General features: G+C 61.8%; 30 protein-coding genes. All 30 read left to right on the forward strand.

Features of this window, described 5'->3' with window-relative positions:
- Positions 1 to 613: 613 nt before the first annotated feature.
- The 30 genes from rpsJ to PT282_RS02075 all read left to right on the forward strand — a co-directional run bounded on the left by rpsJ (position 614) and on the right by PT282_RS02075 (position 17262).
- On the forward strand, positions 614 to 922 hold the full coding sequence (gene rpsJ, locus PT282_RS01930; RefSeq protein ID WP_003808013.1) for a 30S ribosomal protein S10: 309 nt from the start codon (positions 614 to 616) through the stop codon (positions 920 to 922).
- 14 nt (positions 923 to 936) lie between these two features.
- Complete coding sequence (gene rplC / locus PT282_RS01935; RefSeq protein ID WP_277167907.1) at positions 937 to 1590, forward strand: 50S ribosomal protein L3; 654 nt, start codon at positions 937 to 939, stop codon at positions 1588 to 1590.
- Positions 1591 to 1596: 6 nt separating this feature from the next.
- Entirely contained in the window at positions 1597 to 2256 is a 660-nt protein-coding gene (gene rplD / locus PT282_RS01940) for a 50S ribosomal protein L4 (protein WP_277167908.1), read from the forward strand.
- A 4-nt stretch (positions 2257 to 2260) separates the two neighbouring features.
- A complete protein-coding gene (rplW, locus tag PT282_RS01945; protein ID WP_277167909.1) occupies positions 2261 to 2557 on the forward strand; it encodes a 50S ribosomal protein L23 in 297 nt (98 codons plus the stop codon).
- Between the two features lie 35 nt (positions 2558 to 2592).
- The gene (gene rplB, locus PT282_RS01950; protein WP_277167910.1) at positions 2593 to 3423 is read left to right on the forward strand and encodes a 50S ribosomal protein L2; all 831 of its coding nucleotides are present in this window, start codon (positions 2593 to 2595) and stop codon (positions 3421 to 3423) included.
- A gap of 14 nt (positions 3424 to 3437) precedes the next feature.
- Positions 3438 to 3716: a 30S ribosomal protein S19 gene (rpsS, locus tag PT282_RS01955; RefSeq protein WP_091847714.1), complete on the forward strand. Its 279-nt coding sequence runs from the start codon at positions 3438 to 3440 to the stop codon at positions 3714 to 3716.
- A 15-nt stretch (positions 3717 to 3731) separates the two neighbouring features.
- A complete protein-coding gene (gene rplV, locus PT282_RS01960) occupies positions 3732 to 4091 on the forward strand; it encodes a 50S ribosomal protein L22 (RefSeq protein WP_277167911.1) in 360 nt (119 codons plus the stop codon).
- Between the two features lie 2 nt (positions 4092 to 4093).
- Positions 4094 to 4915 (forward strand): 30S ribosomal protein S3, encoded by an 822-nt coding sequence (gene rpsC / locus PT282_RS01965; protein WP_277167912.1) that lies wholly within the window; start codon positions 4094 to 4096, stop codon positions 4913 to 4915.
- Positions 4916 to 4921: 6 nt separating this feature from the next.
- Positions 4922 to 5341 (forward strand): 50S ribosomal protein L16, encoded by a 420-nt coding sequence (gene rplP, locus PT282_RS01970; RefSeq protein ID WP_277167913.1) that lies wholly within the window; start codon positions 4922 to 4924, stop codon positions 5339 to 5341.
- On the forward strand, positions 5341 to 5595 hold the full coding sequence (gene rpmC / locus PT282_RS01975; protein WP_277167914.1) for a 50S ribosomal protein L29: 255 nt from the start codon (positions 5341 to 5343) through the stop codon (positions 5593 to 5595). The genes rplP and rpmC overlap by 1 nt, the downstream gene beginning before the upstream one ends.
- A 2-nt stretch (positions 5596 to 5597) precedes the next feature.
- The gene (rpsQ, locus tag PT282_RS01980; protein WP_277167915.1) at positions 5598 to 5864 is read left to right on the forward strand and encodes a 30S ribosomal protein S17; all 267 of its coding nucleotides are present in this window, start codon (positions 5598 to 5600) and stop codon (positions 5862 to 5864) included.
- A gap of 71 nt (positions 5865 to 5935) precedes the next feature.
- The gene (rplN, locus tag PT282_RS01985; protein WP_277167916.1) at positions 5936 to 6304 is read left to right on the forward strand and encodes a 50S ribosomal protein L14; all 369 of its coding nucleotides are present in this window, start codon (positions 5936 to 5938) and stop codon (positions 6302 to 6304) included.
- Position 6305: 1 nt separating this feature from the next.
- Positions 6306 to 6641 (forward strand): 50S ribosomal protein L24, encoded by a 336-nt coding sequence (gene rplX / locus PT282_RS01990; RefSeq protein WP_277167917.1) that lies wholly within the window; start codon positions 6306 to 6308, stop codon positions 6639 to 6641.
- Entirely contained in the window at positions 6638 to 7210 is a 573-nt protein-coding gene (gene rplE, locus PT282_RS01995; protein ID WP_277167918.1) for a 50S ribosomal protein L5, read from the forward strand. Before rplX ends, rplE begins: the two co-directional genes overlap by 4 nt.
- A 1-nt stretch (position 7211) precedes the next feature.
- Positions 7212 to 7397, forward strand: coding sequence for a type Z 30S ribosomal protein S14 (locus tag PT282_RS02000; RefSeq protein WP_277167919.1), 186 nt, complete (start codon positions 7212 to 7214; stop codon positions 7395 to 7397).
- Between the two features lie 87 nt (positions 7398 to 7484).
- On the forward strand, positions 7485 to 7883 hold the full coding sequence (gene rpsH, locus PT282_RS02005) for a 30S ribosomal protein S8 (protein ID WP_277167920.1): 399 nt from the start codon (positions 7485 to 7487) through the stop codon (positions 7881 to 7883).
- Positions 7884 to 7900: 17 nt separating this feature from the next.
- A complete protein-coding gene (gene rplF, locus PT282_RS02010) occupies positions 7901 to 8440 on the forward strand; it encodes a 50S ribosomal protein L6 (protein ID WP_277167921.1) in 540 nt (179 codons plus the stop codon).
- Position 8441: 1 nt separating this feature from the next.
- Positions 8442 to 8813: a 50S ribosomal protein L18 gene (rplR, locus tag PT282_RS02015; RefSeq protein WP_277167922.1), complete on the forward strand. Its 372-nt coding sequence runs from the start codon at positions 8442 to 8444 to the stop codon at positions 8811 to 8813.
- Complete coding sequence (rpsE, locus tag PT282_RS02020) at positions 8810 to 9577, forward strand: 30S ribosomal protein S5 (RefSeq protein ID WP_277167923.1); 768 nt, start codon at positions 8810 to 8812, stop codon at positions 9575 to 9577. Before rplR ends, rpsE begins: the two co-directional genes overlap by 4 nt.
- A complete protein-coding gene (rpmD, locus tag PT282_RS02025; protein ID WP_277167924.1) occupies positions 9577 to 9756 on the forward strand; it encodes a 50S ribosomal protein L30 in 180 nt (59 codons plus the stop codon). The genes rpsE and rpmD overlap by 1 nt, the downstream gene beginning before the upstream one ends.
- A 1-nt stretch (position 9757) precedes the next feature.
- Complete coding sequence (rplO, locus tag PT282_RS02030) at positions 9758 to 10219, forward strand: 50S ribosomal protein L15 (protein WP_277167925.1); 462 nt, start codon at positions 9758 to 9760, stop codon at positions 10217 to 10219.
- Between the two features lie 221 nt (positions 10220 to 10440).
- Complete coding sequence (gene secY / locus PT282_RS02035; RefSeq protein WP_277167926.1) at positions 10441 to 11772, forward strand: preprotein translocase subunit SecY; 1332 nt, start codon at positions 10441 to 10443, stop codon at positions 11770 to 11772.
- A 131-nt stretch (positions 11773 to 11903) separates the two neighbouring features.
- Positions 11904 to 12464 carry an adenylate kinase gene (locus PT282_RS02040; RefSeq protein WP_277167927.1) on the forward strand — a complete coding sequence of 187 codons (561 nt, stop codon included), beginning with the start codon at positions 11904 to 11906 and terminating at the stop codon, positions 12462 to 12464.
- A gap of 140 nt (positions 12465 to 12604) precedes the next feature.
- Positions 12605 to 12823 carry a translation initiation factor IF-1 gene (gene infA / locus PT282_RS02045; RefSeq protein WP_003808114.1) on the forward strand — a complete coding sequence of 73 codons (219 nt, stop codon included), beginning with the start codon at positions 12605 to 12607 and terminating at the stop codon, positions 12821 to 12823.
- A gap of 20 nt (positions 12824 to 12843) precedes the next feature.
- The gene (rpmJ, locus tag PT282_RS02050; protein WP_043164480.1) at positions 12844 to 12957 is read left to right on the forward strand and encodes a 50S ribosomal protein L36; all 114 of its coding nucleotides are present in this window, start codon (positions 12844 to 12846) and stop codon (positions 12955 to 12957) included.
- Positions 12958 to 13083: 126 nt separating this feature from the next.
- Positions 13084 to 13461, forward strand: a complete 378-nt coding sequence (rpsM, locus tag PT282_RS02055) for a 30S ribosomal protein S13 (RefSeq protein ID WP_277143870.1) — start codon at positions 13084 to 13086, stop codon at positions 13459 to 13461.
- 98 nt (positions 13462 to 13559) lie between these two features.
- Positions 13560 to 13958 carry a 30S ribosomal protein S11 gene (gene rpsK / locus PT282_RS02060; protein WP_277167928.1) on the forward strand — a complete coding sequence of 133 codons (399 nt, stop codon included), beginning with the start codon at positions 13560 to 13562 and terminating at the stop codon, positions 13956 to 13958.
- A gap of 84 nt (positions 13959 to 14042) precedes the next feature.
- Positions 14043 to 15038, forward strand: coding sequence for a DNA-directed RNA polymerase subunit alpha (locus tag PT282_RS02065; protein ID WP_277167929.1), 996 nt, complete (start codon positions 14043 to 14045; stop codon positions 15036 to 15038).
- A 92-nt stretch (positions 15039 to 15130) separates the two neighbouring features.
- On the forward strand, positions 15131 to 15787 hold the full coding sequence (gene rplQ / locus PT282_RS02070) for a 50S ribosomal protein L17 (protein WP_308201362.1): 657 nt from the start codon (positions 15131 to 15133) through the stop codon (positions 15785 to 15787).
- A 524-nt stretch (positions 15788 to 16311) separates the two neighbouring features.
- Entirely contained in the window at positions 16312 to 17262 is a 951-nt protein-coding gene (locus PT282_RS02075) for a tRNA pseudouridine(38-40) synthase TruA (RefSeq protein WP_277167930.1), read from the forward strand.
- The last annotated feature ends 349 nt before the right edge of the window (positions 17263 to 17611 follow it).

A 17611-nucleotide genomic window follows, 5' to 3' on the forward strand; every position in this document is an offset into this window, starting at 1 on the left:
CCCGGCCGATCGGTCGCGGAGGGATTTTCGTATTCGCGTTCGCCCGCTGGCCGCCTTGCCCGGCCCGAAGTCACAGGCAAAGGTTCGATGATGCGACCATAAGCATGGTTTCGCGTGCTTTTCGTCGCATCCACGTTCGCCCTGCGTTCAAAAGCAGAAAAAGCGCCGTCATATACTGCTTTTGAACGCGCTTGTCGATTACCTAGCGTTCAAAAGCAGGAAAGCCCCGTCATTTATCTGCTTTTCAACGCATCGATCGCGTTCCCTGCGTTCAAAAGCAGAAAATCGCCGTCAGTTATCTGCTTTTCGACGCGATGGGTGGGTGTCGGCATCCACCCGGGCGCGTGTGGGAAACGCTGGAATCACCGCCGATACCAGCGACACGCCCGAATTTTCCTAGTAGCCCCCCGATGGTTTAATAGAACAGTTGCCTGTTTTGGGCTCGCAAATTGTTATTCAAAAGAGCGGGTGCAACCCAGTCGCCTTGGAAACAAGGGGATTGCAGTGTTGCACACTGATGTGGTTGGCCACGGGATTTCCCGGGGGTCGTACGCGCCGGTGTCCTTCAAACGGGTTGGTAATGTCAACAAATCGCTAGAAAGGGCGGACGGCAATGGCGGGACAGAAAATCCGCATCAGGCTTAAGTCCTATGACCATGAGGTCATCGACCAATCGGCGAAGAAAATCGTCGAGACGGTCACGAACGCGGGCGCCACTGTGGTGGGCCCGGTTCCTCTGCCTACCGAGAAGAACGTTTTCGTGGTAATTCGTTCTCCTCATAAATACAAGGATTCTCGCGAGCATTTCGAGATGCGCACCCATAAGCGCCTCATCGACATCGTGGACCCGACCCCCAAGGCCGTGGATTCGCTGATGCACATCGATTTGCCTGCGGATGTCAACATCGAGATCAAGCTGTAGGGAGGGGAGAATCAATGTCGTTGCAGAAAGCAAACCGCTCTGCTCTGCTGGGCCGCAAGCTCGGTATGTCGCAGGTGTGGGACGAGAACGGATTCTTCGTCCCCGTGACGCTCGTGGATGTGTCCACCAACGTGGTCACGTGCGTCAAGACCGAGGAGACGGATGGCTATAAGGCCGTCCAGCTCGGCTATGGCCAGATCGATCCGACGAAGGTGACCAAGCCCATGGCCGGTCACTTCGCCAAGGCGGGCGTCACCCCGCGTCGTCACTTGGTCGAGGTCCGCACGGAGGACGCCGAGGAGTTCAAGCCCGGTCAGGAACTGACCGCCGAGCTCTTCGCCGACGGCTCCGAAGTGGACGTCACCGGTACGACCAAGGGCAAGGGCTTCGCCGGTACCATCAAGCGCTGGGGCTTCAAGTCCTATCGTCGTACCCACGGCTCTCACAAGAACGAGCGTCGTCCCGGTTCGGTCGGCGCGTGCGCCACTCCGAGCCGCATCCTGAAGGGCAAGCGCATGGCCGGCCGTATGGGCCATGTCACCTCCACGGTGCAGAACCTCGAGATCGTCTCCTCCGACGTGGAGAACGGCGTCATCGCCATCAAGGGTGCCCTTCCCGGGCCCAAGGGTGGCATCGTCCTGCTCCGCACGGCTGTGAAGGGAGCCTGATAAATCATGGCTAACGTAACACTCAATGTCACAGACGCCAAGGGCAAGTCCGCAGGGTCCGTCGAGGCTCCCGCCGAGATCTTCGGTATCTCGAACGAGGACGTCGAGGCGCACGTCCCGCTGATCCACCAAGTGGTCATCGCGCAGCTCGCGGCCGCCCGTCAGGGCACCCACGCTGTCAAGACCCGCGGCATGGTCTCCGGCGGCGGCAAGAAGCCTTGGAAGCAGAAGGGCACCGGTCGCGCCCGCCAGGGTTCGACCCGCGCTCCCCACTGGGTCCACGGTGGTGTGGTGCACGGACCGGTTCCGCGCAGCTATGCCCAGCGCACCCCCAAGAAGATGAAGGCCAGCGCCCTGCGCTATGTGCTTTCCAACCGCGCGAACGCCGGTCGTGTCGCGGTCGTCGACTTTGGCATCAAGGACACCCCGTCCACCAAGGCCGCCATCGCCGCCCTCACCCCCGTGAGCAACAACCAGTTCACCACCGTCGTGCTCTCTCGCGACAACGTGAACGAGTGGCTCTCCGTTCGTAACATCCCGACGGTGCATGTGCTCTTCGCAGATCAGCTCAACACCTACGATGTGGTGACCGCTCAGTACGTCGTCTTCAGCAAGGATGGCTTCGATGCCTTCGTCGCTGCGAAGACTGAGCCTAAGGAGGCCTGAACCAATGGTCGCTATTCATAACCCCGCCCACGATGTCATCATCAAGCCCGTCGTCTCCGAAAAGAGCTACGCGGCAGGTGACCGTGGCCAGTACACCTTCGTGGTCGCGCCCGATGCAAACAAGGTGCAGATCAAGCAGGCTATTGAAGAGATCTTCAAAGTCAAGGTGACGAACGTCAACACCCTCAACCGTGCAGGCAAGCGTCAGCGCACCCGCACCGGTTTCGGTCAGCGTGTCAATGAGAAGCACGCGATCGTGACCCTGGCAGAGGGCCAGACGATCGACATCTTCGGTAACTGAAGGTTAGCCGAGAAAGTCAAAGGAAGAACTACATTATGGCTATCCGCGTTTATAAGCCGACGACTCCGGGCCGTCGTAACGCGTCCGTGTCGGATTTCTCCGACCTCACGCGCTCCACGCCTGAGAAGTCGCTGGTACGCAAGCTCAGCAAGACTGGCGGTCGTAACTCTTACGGCCGTGTGACCTCCCGCCATCGCGGCGGCGGCCACAAGCGCCAGTACCGTCTCATCGATTTCAAGCGTTGGGACAAGGACGGCGTGCCTGCCAAGGTCGCTGAGATCGAATACGATCCGAACCGCTCCGCACGCATCGCGCTGCTGCACTATGCAGACGGCGAGAAGCGCTACATCATCGCCCCCGAGGGTGTCAAGCAGGGCGACGTGATCGAGACCGGCGAGAAGGCCGATATCAAGCCCGGCAACAATCTGCCGCTGCGCAATATCCCCACCGGTACCATCGTCCACGCCATCGAGCTCCGCCCCCTGGGCGGCGCCAAGATCGCGCGTTCCGCAGGCGCGGGCGTCCAGCTCGTCGCCAAGGACGGCGCATACGCCCAGCTGCGCATGCCCTCTGGCGAGATTCGCAACGTCGATGCGCGCTGCCGCGCCACCGTCGGTGAGGTCGGCAACTCCGACCACGCCAACGTGCAGCTCGGCAAGGCCGGTCGCGCCCGCTGGATGGGTCGCCGCCCGATCACCCGTGGCGAGTCGATGAACCCTGTGGACCATCCGCATGGTGGCACCACCCGCGGCGGCAAGCCGCCAGTGTCGCCTTGGGGCAAGGGCGAGGTTCGTACTCGTCATCCGAAGAAGGCTTCGAACAAGATGATTGTCCGTCGTCGTCCCAATGGCAAGAACCGCAAGTAAGGAGCGTCGAACAGATGTCACGTAGCATCAAGAAGGGCCCCTTCGTCGACGCCCATTTGCAGAAGAAAGTCGACGAACAGAACGAGAAGGGCACGAAGAACGTCATCAAGACGTGGTCGCGCCGTTCCATGATCACCCCTGACTTCATCGGTCACACCTTCGCGGTGCACGATGGTCGTAAGCATGTCCCGGTGTTCGTCACCGAGTCCATGGTCGGCCACAAGCTCGGCGAATTCGCTCCGACGAAGACCTTCCGTGGTCACGTTCATGACGACAAAAAAGCCCGTCGCTAAAGGAAGAGAAAGATTATGGAAGCTAAAGCAATCGCACGTCACGTCCGTGTGACGCCGCGCAAGGCTCGCCGCATGGTCGACCTCATCCGTGGCAAGAAAGTGGACGAGGCCGTCACCATTCTGAAATTCGCTCCGCAGGATGCCTCCGAGCCTGTGCTCAAGGTCCTCAAGAGCGCCACCGCGAACGCGCGCGTCAAGGCCGACAAGGCCGGCGAGGCGTTCCGTGAGAACGACCTGTATGTCAAGGAGACCTTTGTGGACGAGGGTGTGACGCTCAAGCGTTTCCGCGCCCGTGCACAGGGCCGGGCCGGCCGCATCAACAAGCGCACCAGCCACATCACGGTCGTTGTCGCCAGCAAGGAAGGAGCCCGCTAAAGATGGGTCAGAAGATCAATCCCCTTGGCTATCGCCTGGGCATCACTGAAGACCACCGTTCCAAGTGGTTCTCCGACTCCAACAAGGTTGGCGAGCGTTACAGCGATTTCGTCCTCGAGGACGACAAGATCCGCAAGGCCATGAACAAGGACCTCGAGCGTGCGGGCGTTTCCCGCATCGTCATCGAGCGTACCCGCGACCGCGTGCGTGTGGACATCCACACCGCCCGTCCGGGCATTGTCATCGGCCGCCGCGGAGCCGAGGCCGAGCGCGTTCGCGCCAAGCTCGAGAAGATCACGGGCAAGCAGGTTCAGCTCAACATCTTCGAGGTGAAGAACTCCGCGCTCGACGCGCAGCTCGTCGCCCAGAGCATCGCCGAACAGCTGACCAACCGCGTCACGTTCCGTCGCGCCATGCGCAAGGCCCAGCAGGACGCCATGCGCGCCGGTGCCAAGGGCATCCGCATCAAGCTCTCCGGCCGCCTTGGAGGCGCTGAGATGAGCCGTTCCGAGTTCTATCGCGAGGGTCGCGTCCCGCTGCAGACCCTTCGTGCCTTGATCGATTATGGCTTCTTCGAGGCCAGGACCACCTACGGCCGCATCGGCGTGAAGGTCTGGATCTACAAGGGCGATATGACCGAGCATGAGTTCGATGAGCAGCAGGCCCAGCAGGGCAACAACCGTGGCCGTCGTGGCGATCGCCGCCCGCGCCGTGGTGGTCGTCCCGCTTCCGGCCCCCGTGGCTCCAAGCCCGAGGCCAAGGCGCCCGCGGCTCCGGCGAAGGCCGAAGCCCCCGCGCAGCCTGCGGCGGAAACGAAGGAGTGAGCAGATATGCTTATCCCAAAGAGGACTAAGTACCGTAAACAGCAGCGGCCGAAGCGCCGTGGCATGTCCAAGGGCGGCAACGAGATCGCGTTCGGCGACTATGGCATCCAGGCTCTGGCCCCTGCCTATATCACCAACCGCCAGATCGAGGCCGCTCGTATCGCCATGACCCGCTACATCAAGCGTGGCGGTCGTGTGTGGATCACGATCTTCCCCGATCGTCCCCTGACCAAGCACGCGCTCGGAAGCCGAATGGGTTCCGGCAAGGGCACCCCCGAATCGTGGATTGCCAACGTGCATCCCGGTCGCGTGATGTTCGAGATCGGCGGTGTCGATGAGACGACTGCGAGGGAAGCCCTTCGCCGCGCCATCGACAAGCTGCCGATGAAGTGCCGTATTATCGCTCGTGAAGGCGGTGACATCTGATGGCAGTCGGAACTGCAGACTATAGCATCAAGAATCTCAACGAGAAGACCAATGCCGACATCGAGGGCTTGCTCAAGAAGTCCAAGGAAGAGCTGTTCAACCTGCGCTTCCAGAATGCCACCGGCCAGCTCGACAACTCGGCCAGGCTCAAGGCCGTGCGCCACGACGTCGCCAGGATGTACACCGTCCTGCGCGAGCGTGAGCTTGGCATCAGCCAGGAGCCTGAGTCGGGCAAGAAGACTGAGGAGAAGTAAGCATGGCTGAGAAGCAAGAGCGTAACTTCCGCAAGACCCGCAGCGGCTATGTCGTGTCCGACGCGATGGACAAGACCATCACCGTCGAGCTCGAGCTGCGCACGACCCACCCGCTCTACGGCAAGGTCGTCCGCTCCACTCGCAAGGTCAAGGTCCATGACGAGCACAACGACGCCCACATTGGCGACCGCGTGAGTATCATGGAGACTCGGCCCTTGAGCAAGACCAAGCGTTGGCGTCTCGACTCCATTATCGAGCGCGCCAAGTAACAAGTTCGGCAAGGCTCCGCTGCTCACCTTCGCGGGTGGCAGGGGAGAACCAGCGCGGCTAAGGAGAATCAATGATTCAGCAGGAAACGCGGCTTCATGTCGCCGACAACACGGGTGCCAAGGAGATCTTGGCCATCCGAGTGCTCGGCGGATCGAAGCGACGCTATGCCGGCATCGGCGACGTCATCGTCGCCTCCGTCAAGGATGCCATCCCTGGCGGGTCGGTCAAGAAGGGCGACGTGGTCAAGGCCGTCGTCGTCCGCACAGTCAAGGAGCACCGCCGCAACGACGGCTCCTACATCAAGTTCGATGAGAACGCCGCCGTCATTCTCGGCTCTGGTCATGAGCCGAAGGGCACGCGTATCTTTGGACCGGTCGGTCGTGAACTGCGCGACAAGCGCTTCATGAAGATCGTGTCCCTCGCCCCGGAGGTGATCTGAGATGGTAGCCAAGATCAAGACCGGCGACCAGGTCAAGGTCATCCGCGGCAAGGACCGCGGCAAGGAAGGCAAAGTGACCCGCGTGCTGCCCAACGATCGTCTGATCGTCGAGGGCGTGCAGATCGTCAAGAAGCACGTCCGCGCCACGCAGCAGGGCCAGGAGTCCGGCATCGTCTCCGTCGAGGCGCCGATCCACCGCTCCAACGTCATGGTCATCGACCCGGAGACCAAGAAGCCGACCCGCGTCGGCGTCAAGGTCACCACCGAGGCCCATGACGGCAAGGTCAAGACCGTCCGCACCCGCATCGCCAAGAAGTCAGGAAAGGAGCTGGCATGACCGATACAGCAGTTGAAGCGCCGGCAACACCGCGCCTGAAGCAGCAGTACATCGACAAGATCGTGCCCGAGCTCGAGAAGGAATTCAAGTATTCCAACCCGATGCAGGTGGCCAAGGTCCAGAAGGTCGTCGTCTCGATGGGCGTCGGTGCCGCGGCTCGCGACTCCAAGCTCATGGAGGGCGCCGTCCGCGACCTCACGGCCATCACCGGCCAGAAGCCGAAGATCACCAAGGCCAAGAAGTCCGTCGCGCAGTTCCATCTGCGTGAGGGCCAGGCCATCGGCGCGTACGTCACCCTGCGTGGCGACCGCATGTGGGAGTTCCTCGACAGGCTGCTCACCCTCGCGCTGCCCCGCATCCGCGATTTCCGCGGCATCAGCGGCAAGCAGTTCGACGGCCAGGGCAATTACAACTTCGGTCTCACCGAGCAGTCCATGTTCCACGAGATCGATCCCGATGCGATCGATCACCAGCGCGGCATGGACATCACCGTGGTGACCAGCACCAAGGATGACCAGGAGGCTCGGGTTCTGCTCAAGCATCTTGGCTTCCCCTTCAAGGAGAACTGAAATGGCAAAAACCGCTTTGAGAAACAAGGCAGCTGCCAAACCAAAGTTCAAGGTGCGCGGCTATACGCGCTGCCGGGTTTGCGGCCGTCCCCACTCCGTATATCGCAAGTTCGGCCTGTGCCGCATCTGCCTTCGCGAGAAGGCGCACCGCGGCGAGCTGCCCGGAGTTACGAAGTCCAGTTGGTAAACATCGACGCTGAAGGTCCCCTCCCCGGTCGTCGCTGAAACGGCGGCCGGTGGGAGGAAACCACGGCGAGAAAGGGCGTTAGCCCACATGACAATGACAGATCCAATCGCAGACATGCTCACGCGTCTGCGTAATGCGAGTGCGGCAAAGCATGAGACCGTTGCTATGCCTTACTCCAAGTTCAAGGCGGCGATCGCCGAGATCCTGAAGCGTGAAGGCTACATCAGCGACTTCACCGCCAAGGATGCCCGCGTCGGCCAGGACCTTGAGATCACGCTGAAGTACGGCCAGAATGGCGAGCGCGCCATCCAGGGCATCAAGCGCATCTCCAAGCCCGGCCTGCGTCGCTACGCGAAGTCGGACGCACTGCCCATGCCCCTCGGTGGCATGGGTGTGGCCATCATCTCGACGAGCTCAGGCTTGTTGACCCAGAAGGAATGCCTCGACCGGGGCATCGGTGGCGAGATCGTCGCCTTCGTTTGGTGAGAAAGGAGAGCTGAAACATGGCATCACATATTGGTAAGCTCCCTGTCACCATCCCGGCAGGAGTAGAGGTAAGCATCAAGGGGCAGGAATTCAGCGTCAAGGGCGCCCAGGGTTCCGACTCCTACACGATTCCCGAGGGCATCACCGCCAAGGTCGAGGACAACCAGATCCTCTTCGAGGCGGCGAATGACGACCGTCAGACCAGCGCCTACCACGGTCTCGCGCGTTCCATCGTGGCCTCCATGGTCCAGGGCGTGCACGAGGGCTTCACGAAGACCCTCGAGATCGTCGGCACCGGTTACCGTGCGCAGATGAAGGGCAAGGGCATCGAGTTCTCGCTCGGCTATTCGCACACCATCACCGTCAACCCGCCCGAAGGCATCACCTTCGAGCTGCCGAACGCCAACCAGGTTGTCGTCAAGGGCACGGACAAGCAGGCAGTCGGCCAGGCCGCCGCCAACATCCGCAAGCTGAGGAAGCCGGAACCCTACAAGGGCAAGGGCATCAAGTACTCCGACGAGCACATCCTGCGCAAGGCTGGAAAGGCTGGTAAGTAAGATGACAGTCAAGATTTTCGGTAAGGGCAAGAAGGTCGCAAGACTGCGCCGTCACGCGCGTCTTCGCAAGCACATCGCAGGTACCGCCGAGCGTCCGCGCCTGGTGGTCACCCGCTCCAACCGTCACATGGTCGCGCAGATCGTCGACGACACCAAGGGCATCACGCTGGCCAGCGAGTCCACCATCATGCATGATTTCGATGGGTTCAAGGGCACCAAGACCGAAGCGGCCCAGAAGGTCGGCGAGCTGATCGCCAAGAAGGCCAAGGACGCGGGCGTCAGCTCCGTCGTCTTCGACCGTGGCGGCAACAAGTATCATGGTCGCGTCGCAGCCGTTGCTGAGGGCGCCCGTAAGGGAGGTCTTGCACTGTGAGCGACAACGAAAAGGAAACCCAAGTGGCTGAAGAGAATCAGAGCACGCAGGCGTCCAACACCAAGTCCAACGACACCAGGCAGGGCCAGCATGGCGATGCCCGTCGTGACGATCGTCGCGGTTCTCGCCGTGGCGGCCGTGGCGAGGGACGTCGCGGTGGCCGTCGCGGCCGTCACGATGACAACCATGGCGACGAGCTGCTCGACCGCGTGGTGACCATCAACCGCGTCTCCAAGACCCGCAAGGGCGGCCGCTCCATGAGCTTCGCCGCGCTGGTCGTGGTCGGCGACGGCAACGGCACCGTGGGTGTCGGCTACGGCAAGTCCCACGAGGTCCCGGCGGCGATCGCCAAGGGCCAGCTGGATGCCAAGAAGCACATGTTCACCGTTCCGCGCGTTCGCGGCACCGTGCCTCACACCGTCATCGGTCACGATGCGGCCGGCACCGTGTTCATGCGCCCGGCGGCCCCCGGCACCGGCGTGATCGCCGGTGGTGCGGTGCGCGCCGTCATGGAATGCGCGGGCATCACCGACATCCTGACCAAGTCCATGGGTAGCGCCACCGCGGTCAACGTGGTTCGCGCCACCGTCGATGGACTCAAGCAGCTCGAGGAGCCCGAGGAGATCGCGGCCCGTCGTGGACTGACGGTCGAGGAAGTCGCCCCCGATACATTGCTCCGCCAGCGCGCCGAAGGCATCGCCGAGGCACGCAAGGCCCGCGAAGAGGCCAAGGCGAAGCAGGAACAAGCGAAGGATGGTGAGTGATGGCTGATTTGAAGATCACTTTGCACCATGGTGTGGTCAACCGCAAGCCCAAGCAGCGCGACACCGTTCGCACCCTTGGCCTGCACAAGATCGGCCAGTCGGTTGTTCGCAAGGATTCCCCGGAAACCCGCGGCTTGGTCAATGCCGTCCGCAACCTGGTCACGGTCGAGGAGGTCTGAAATGGCAGAACAAAAGGAAAACACTATTTTGCAGATGCACGATCTGCGTCCCGCGCCGGGCTCCAAGAAGAGCCGCATCCGCGTGGGCCGTGGTGAGGGCTCCAAGGGCAAGACCGCGGGTCGCGGCGCCAAGGGTACGCTGAAGCGTTACCAGGTGCGTCCCGGCTTCGAAGGTGGCCAGCTGCCGCTTTACATGCGTCTGCCGAAGCTGCGCGGCTTCAAGAGCCCCTTCAAGAAGGAGTTCCAGGTCGTCAACGTCTCCGCACTCTCCGAGCTCTTCCCGAAGGGCGGAGAGATCACCGTGGCCGATCTGGTCAAGAAGGGCGCGGTCCGCGAGGGCTACCCCGTCAAGGTGCTCGGCGACGGCGACGCCAAGGCCGCCTTCACCCTCAAGGGCGTGAAGGCCTCCGCGTCGGCCCGCAGCAAGATCGAAGCCGCTGGCGGCTCGATCTCCGAGGACTGAGTCCCTTCGCCGCCTAGCCGGCGAAACGGATTGTGGTTGTAAGCGGTTGAGGCCCTCCCTCGCAAACGGGGGAGGGCCTCAACCATATCCGGGCCATTGCCGGCGCGGTCGCTCCCGCGCATTTCGCCATCGCGCCGCTGTAGGTGCGTTGGGCTAATGTTACTTGATAGTGTGTGTTGTCATCGGTACCCCTTGTGTGCCGAATAGGGAAGGAAATCTAGGTGAGGACGTTAATCCAGGCCCTGAGGACGAAGGAACTTCGTCATAAGATCCTCTTCGTGCTCGGCATGATCATCATCTACCGCATCGGCTCGTTCATCCCGACGCCGGGTGTGGACTACAAGGTGGTCCAGCAGTGCGTCGGCACCATGAAGACGACCCAGGAGAACTTCGTGGGGTTGGTCAACCTCTTCTCCGGCGGCGCCATGCTGCAGCTGTCGATCTTCGCGCTCGGTGTGATGCCCTACATCACGGCGTCCATCGTCATCCAGCTGCTGCGCGTGGTCATCCCCCGTTTCGAGGCCCTGCACAAGGAGGGCCAGTCCGGCGAGACCAAGCTCACCCAGTACACCCGTTACCTCACCATCGGCCTGGCGATCCTGCAGTCCACCACCATCCTGGTCACCGCCCGCTCCGGCGCGCTGTTCAACTACCAGTGCGGCCAGGTCGTGCCCGACGGCTCCGTGTGGAACCTCGTGGTCATGGTCCTGATCATGACCGGCGGCACCGGCCTGATCATGTGGATGGCCGAGCTGATCACCGACAAGGGCATCGGCCAGGGCATGTCGGTGTTGATCTTCATGTCCATCTGCTCCGGCTTCCTGCCGCAGCTCTGGGAGATCGGCTGGGGCACCAACGGCAAGAACGGCGACTGGACCAAGTTCGGCATCGTCACCGGCGTGCTGCTGGTCATCCTCATCTTTGTCGACTTCGTCGAGCTGGCGCAGCGCCGCATCCCGGTGCAGTACACCCGCCGCATGATCGGCCGCAAGATGTACGGCGGCTCCTCGACCTACCTGCCGCTCAAGATCAACATGTCCGGCGTCATCCCGCCCATCTTCGCCTCCTCGATCCTCGCCATCCCGACGCTGATCGCGCAGTTCGGCAAGGCCGACCAGAAGTGGGTCAAGTGGATCAACACCAACCTGGCCAACACGACGTCCATCTGGTACATCGCGCTCTACTCGGTCATGATTGTGTTCTTCTGCTTCTTCTACACCTCCATCACCTTCAACCCCGACGAGACCGCCGACAACATGAAGCAGTACGGCGGCTTCATCCCGGGCATCCGCGCCGGCAACGCCACCAGCCGCTACCTCACCTACGTGATGAACAGGCTCAACACGGTCGGCGCCGTCTACCTGCTCTTCGTGGCGCTGATCCCGACGGTGCTCATCATGGCGCTCAAGCTCAACAACAAGCTGCCCTTCGGCGGCACCACCATCCTGATCATCGCGGGCGTCGGCCTCGACACCCTGCGCCAGGCCAAGGCCCAGACCGAGCAGTTCCAATACACCGGCTTCCTGCTGGAAGGCGAACACAAGGAAGGCTGAGCCAGCCCACCAAGCAAACGCACGATGGCCCGTCCCGCGCAAGCGAGGCGGGCCATCCGCGTTCCCGGCGGGAGGCGGTCGTCTATACTGGACGGGTACAGCCAATGAAACCGAAGGAAAGAAAGAGTCACATGCGTCTTCTCATTATGGGCCCGCAGGGAGTCGGCAAGGGAACCCAGGCCAAGCTGATCGCCAAGCACTACGGCATCCCGCACATCTCCACCGGCGACATGTTCCGCTACAACATCAGCAACAACACCCCGCTGGGCATCGAGGCGAAGGGCTACACCGACAAGGGCCAGCTGGTGCCGGACGAGCTGACCAACAAGATCGTCAAGGACCGCCTGGCCATGGATGACGCCAAGAACGGCTGGATCCTCGACGGCTACCCGCGCAACGCCTCCCAGGTCGAGGCGCTCGACAGGATGCTCGAGGAGCTCGGCACCCCGCTCGACCACGTGGTCGCCCTGGACGCCGACCGCGACGTCCTGATGAAGCGCATCGCCAAGCGCGCCGAGGAGGAGGGCCGCGCCGACGACAACGCCGAGGCCATCGCACAGAGGCTCAAGACCTACGACGAGCAGACCGCGCCTCTGCTCGACACCTACAAGGACCGCGGCTGCCTGGTCGAGATCGACGGCGAGGGCGAGATCGACGAGATCAGCAAAGCCATCGTCGCCAAGCTCGGCTGAGCAAAGCCCATATACCACAAGAGGCGACAGAACGCAACACGCCGTGTTGTGCGTTGGTCGCCTCTTGCTGTATATTTATAAGTTGGCGTGTCTTTAGACTCGTCACAATGTGATGTCCGCAAAAGGATGGAATGAGGCTCATGGCAAAAGACGGTGTGATTGAGGTCGAAGGTCAGGTAGTGGAAGCACTGCCGAACGCGATGTTCCGCGTCGAACTCGAGAACAAGCATATCGTACTCGCCACGATCTCCGGCAAGATGCGCAAGAACTACATCCGCATTCTGCCGCAGGACCGTGTGGTCCTGGAGATGAGCCCCTACGATCTCAACCGCGGGCGCATCACGTACCGTTACAAGTAAGGTACAAGCAAAGGAAAACCATGAAGGTCAGCCCTAGTGTGAAGAGGATCTGCGAGAATTGCCGCGTGATCCGTCGTCACGGTCGCGTCATGGTGATCTGCTCCAACCCGCGCCACAAGCAGCGCCAAGGCTGAGCGGAAAACCTCCGACCAAGAAGAAGGTGCTGAGTCGCAGCCGCGAGGCTGAACCCCGGGTACACAGGCCTGGGCCGGGAGACCGGATGACTCGGTACAAACCTGTGGAAAACAGAAGGAATCGCAATGGCACGTCTTGCCGGAGTCGACATCCCCAATGAGAAGCGCATCGAGATCGCCCTCACCTACATCTTTGGTGTCGGCCGTACTCGCGCGAAGGAAACGCTTGCCGCCACGGGTGTGAACCCGGATACGCGCGTCAAGGATCTGAGCGATGAGCAGCTTATTACGCTGCGTGACTATCTTGAGGCAAACTACAAGATCGAAGGCGACCTCCGTCGTGAGGTCGACGCTGATATCCGTCGCAAGATTCAGATCAACTGCTACCAAGGCCAGCGCCACCGTCACGGCTTGCCCGTGCGTGGTCAGCGCACCAAGACCAACGCCCGCACCCGCAAGGGCCCGAAACGCACGGTCGCCGGAAAGAAAAAGGCCGTCAAGTAAGTAGCGGTCGCAAGAGGGACGGGGCGTCGCGCTAACCGCCGAGGTTCCATGCTCTTGCTGGCGCATGTAATCAATTCGTTACAAGGAAACGAGGATCAATGGCAGCTCCTAAGCAAGCCGCGCGTAAGCCGCGTCGCCGGGACCGCAAATCGGTGCCGGTTGGTCAGGCTCACATCAAGTCAACATTCAACAACACCATCATCTCCATCACCGATCCCTCGGGCGCCGTCGTGGCCTGGGCCTCGGGTGGCGATGTCGGTTTCAAGGGCTCTCGTAAGTCCACTCCCTACGCCGCAGGCATGGCGGCCGAGTCCGCCGCCCGCAAGGCGCAGGAGCACGGCGTCAAGAAGGTCGACGTCTACGTCAAGGGCCCGGGTTCCGGTCGTGAGACCGCCATCCGCTCCCTGCAGTCCGCGGGCCTCGAGGTCGGTTCGATCACCGACGTCACCCCGCAGGCACATAACGGTGTGCGCCCTCCCAAGCGCCGCCGCGTCTGAAGCACTCTCACCATTCCATTCAAGTCCAACCCGCTTATGATCCAGTGAGTGCACCACCGATCAGAAGCTGAAAGGATAACCACAGTGCTTATTGCACAGCGTCCGACACTTACCGAGGAATCGCTGAGTCCTCAGCGTTCTCGTTTCGTCATTGAGCCTCTGGAGCCCGGTTTCGGCTACACGCTTGGCAATTCGCTGCGTCGTACCCTGTTGAGTTCAATCCCGGGCGCGGCAGTGACTTCGGTGCGTATCTCCGGTGCCTTGCATGAGTTCACCACTCTGCAGGGCGTCGAGGAGGACGTCACCGAGATCCTGCTCAACGTCAAGGGCATCGTGCTCACCAGCGAATACGACGAGCCGGTTGTCATGTATCTGCGTAAAAGCGGCAAGGGCGAGGCCACCGCGGGGGACATCACCCCTCCCGCCGGCGTCACCATCGCCAATCCGGATATGCATATCGCGACCCTGGCTGATGACGGCGAGCTCGAGATCGAGTTCACGGTGGAGCGTGGCCGTGGATATGTTCCCGCTCAGATGAACAAGCAGGACAACGACGAGATCGGCCGCATCCCGGTCGATTCCATTTATTCCCCTGTGCTCAAGGTGAGCTACAAGGTCGAGGCGACGCGTGTCGAACAGCGCACCGACTTCGACAAGCTCATCCTTGACGTGGAGACCAAGCCGGCGATCTCGCCGCGTGACGCGGTCGCTTCCGCTGGCTCCACCCTTGTCGAGCTCTTCGGCCTGTGCCGCGAGCTCAACACGCAGGCGGAGGGTGTCGAGGTCGGCCCCGCGCCGGTCGAAGAGGAAGTCAACCCTGAGATGGCGATTCCGATCGAGGAATTGAACCTCACCCAGCGCAGCTACAACTGCCTGAAGCGCGAGGGCATCCACACCGTTGGCGAGCTCGTCTCCCACACCGAGCAGGATCTGCTCGACATCCGCAATTTCGGTATGAAGTCGATCGATGAGGTCAAGGAGAAGCTCGAGAGCATGGGCCTCTCGCTGAAGACCTCGCCGCTGGGCTTCGATACCAACAACCTTGAAGGTGGCACCTTCTTCTCGCCTGAGGACGAGTGAGCGCCAACTTCATTTTAAGCTTCGGTCACCGTTCGGATGTTCGGGCGTATGCCCACCTGGACGGTGAGGAGCCGGAGCGTTAAGGAGTAACAATGCCTACACCTAGAAAAGGGCCGCATCTCGCATCGAGCCCCGCACATGAGCGCCTGATGCTCGCGAACATGGCGACCAGCCTGTTCGAGCACGGCCGCATCGTCACCACCCTGCCGAAGGCCAAGCGCCTGCGTCCGGTGGCCGAGCGCCTCATCACCTTCGCCAAGAAGGGCGACCTGGCCCATCGTCGTCGCGTGATGCGCGTCATCCGCAACAAGTCGATCGTGCACAAGCTGTTCACCGAGATCGCCGAGCAGATGAAGCAGCGTGAGGGTGGCTACACCCGCATCGTCAAGATCGCGCCGTCCAAGGGCAACAACGCGCCGCGCGCCATCATCGAGCTCGTCACCGAGCCAGTGAGCGCCAAGCAGTCCGTGGTCAAGGAAGCGGAAGCCTCCGCCGCCGTCGCCGCCGACAAGGCCGAGGTCGAGAAGACCGAAGCCAAGGACGAGAAGGCGAAGGCCAGCAAGGCCAAGTCCTCCGCCGCCAAGGCCGAGGCCAAGGAAGCCGAAGTCAAGGCCGATGTGGCCGACGACGACGCCGAGGTCAAGAAGACCGAAGCGAAGGCCAAGAAGCCCGCTGCCAAGAAGGCTCCTGCGAAGAAGCCCGCCGCCAAGAAGACGGCTGCCAAGAAGGCCGACAAGGAAGAGAAGTGAGCCGTTAGGTCTCGCTGAGATTTCTTAGCCAGAAGGTCGGGGACGAAAGTCTCCGGCCTTCTTTCGTATGTGTGCGCCCGGTGCGAAGTCGGGGAGCCAGCGTTTCGGGAAATCGCTGTGAGTGACGCCGCATCGTTGCGAATGTGCGGAGATAATCACGTTTTCGACCGGTTTTCCGTGATTAACCCTGCACTGTCATCATGCATACGGCGTTAATCTCATTTTTAACCCAATTTCTGTGATTACCTCTGCACGATTAGGAGTTTCCTGCTTTTCGACGCGATGATGCGTACCCGTGCGTCGAAAAGCAGATTCTGAGGTTCGCTTTTCTGCTTTTCGACGCGACGACGGCGACTAATGCGTCGAAAAGCACGGTTTGGGGGCTGTTTTCGTGCTTTTAGACGCATGTTATGGTCTGGGCGGATGCGTCCCCTCGTACTTGGCCTGGTGGTTTCCGCTGCGGTCTTACCGCTTTGCACGAGCAAGACGGTGTGGCACGTATACTGGCAACGATGAGACTACGAATGGATCTGTCATATGACGGCGGCGGCTTCCACGGATGGGCGAGGCAACCGGACCTGAGGACCGTGCAAGGCACCGTGGAGTCGGTGCTGCACACCGTGCTGCGGGTGCCGGCCGATGACGCCGACGAACCGCTGCGCCTCACCGTCGCCGGCCGCACCGACACTGGCGTGCACGCGGTCGGCCAGGTCTGCCACCTCGACGTGGGGGAGGGCACGCTCGCCCGTTGCGTGGGGCACATGGACGTGCCTCCGCTCACGGCACTGCACCGCCGGCTCAACCATGTGCTGCCCGGCGACATCACGCTGCGTGGGCTTGCCGAGGCTCCGAAAGGTTTCGATGCGCGCTTTTCGGCCCTGGAACGAACCTATGTCTATCGCATCGCCGACGGGGCGTGCGTGCCCGATCCGCGCTTGCGGGGATTCGTGCTCGGCGTGGAGGAGCGGCTCGACATGGAGGCGATGACCGCCGCCGCGGCGATGACGGTCGGACTGCACGATTTCGGCTCCTTCGCCACGCCCAACCCGGGAGGCACCACCATTCGCGAGGTGAAGAGCGCACTCTGGCGCCGGGTGCCGGTGATGGGTATGTTTGGCTCGGCTGGCGTTGGGCAAGGCTGGAATTCCCGAGGAACCGATGAAGCCACGGCCCATGGCCATCAGGGCTACGAGGTGCCGGCGCTGGAATCCGGACTGCTGTGCTTCACCATCGTCGCCGACGCCTTCGCGCACAACATGGTGCGCTCCCTGGTCAACGCCTGCGTCGAGGTCGGCCTCCACCGTCGGAGCCTCAACTGGTTCGCCGGCAAGATGAGCGAGCCGGTGCGCGAGGGATCCACCGGGCCGATCGCCGCCAAGGGTCTGACCTTCGAGCATGTGTCCTATCCTGCCGACGACGAGCTGGCCAGTCGCGCCGAGTCCATCCGTGCCCGCCGGACCTTGCCGGAGCAGTAGCGTCGTCGTCGTGCCGCCACGGGCCAGTCGCCGTTCATGGTCGTGGAGCGGATCGAGTTGATGATCTGAACTACATGCAGAGAGACCGGTGTGTGGTGTTGACCTGTATCGACGGAGTCGCATCCTGTCGTATATGAGCCCACTGCGGCTCATGGTTGTGGCTAAGATCGTTCCGGTGGCCTGAGACAGATGCCGGTAATGCCGGTATGCGGTGTCGAGCGCGAGGTAGAGTGCATTCGATTGTACGTGGGCCATTGCTGCCGGGGCCGAAGTCTGAATCGTCTCGACGATATAAAGCAGGAGACGAAGGAGTCAGTGCGCGGTGTTGGCTTGTGTTGGCGGAGGCGCA

This window comes from Bifidobacterium sp. ESL0763 (genome assembly GCF_029433395.1).
Classification (GTDB): Bacteria; Actinomycetota; Actinomycetes; order Actinomycetales; family Bifidobacteriaceae; genus Bifidobacterium.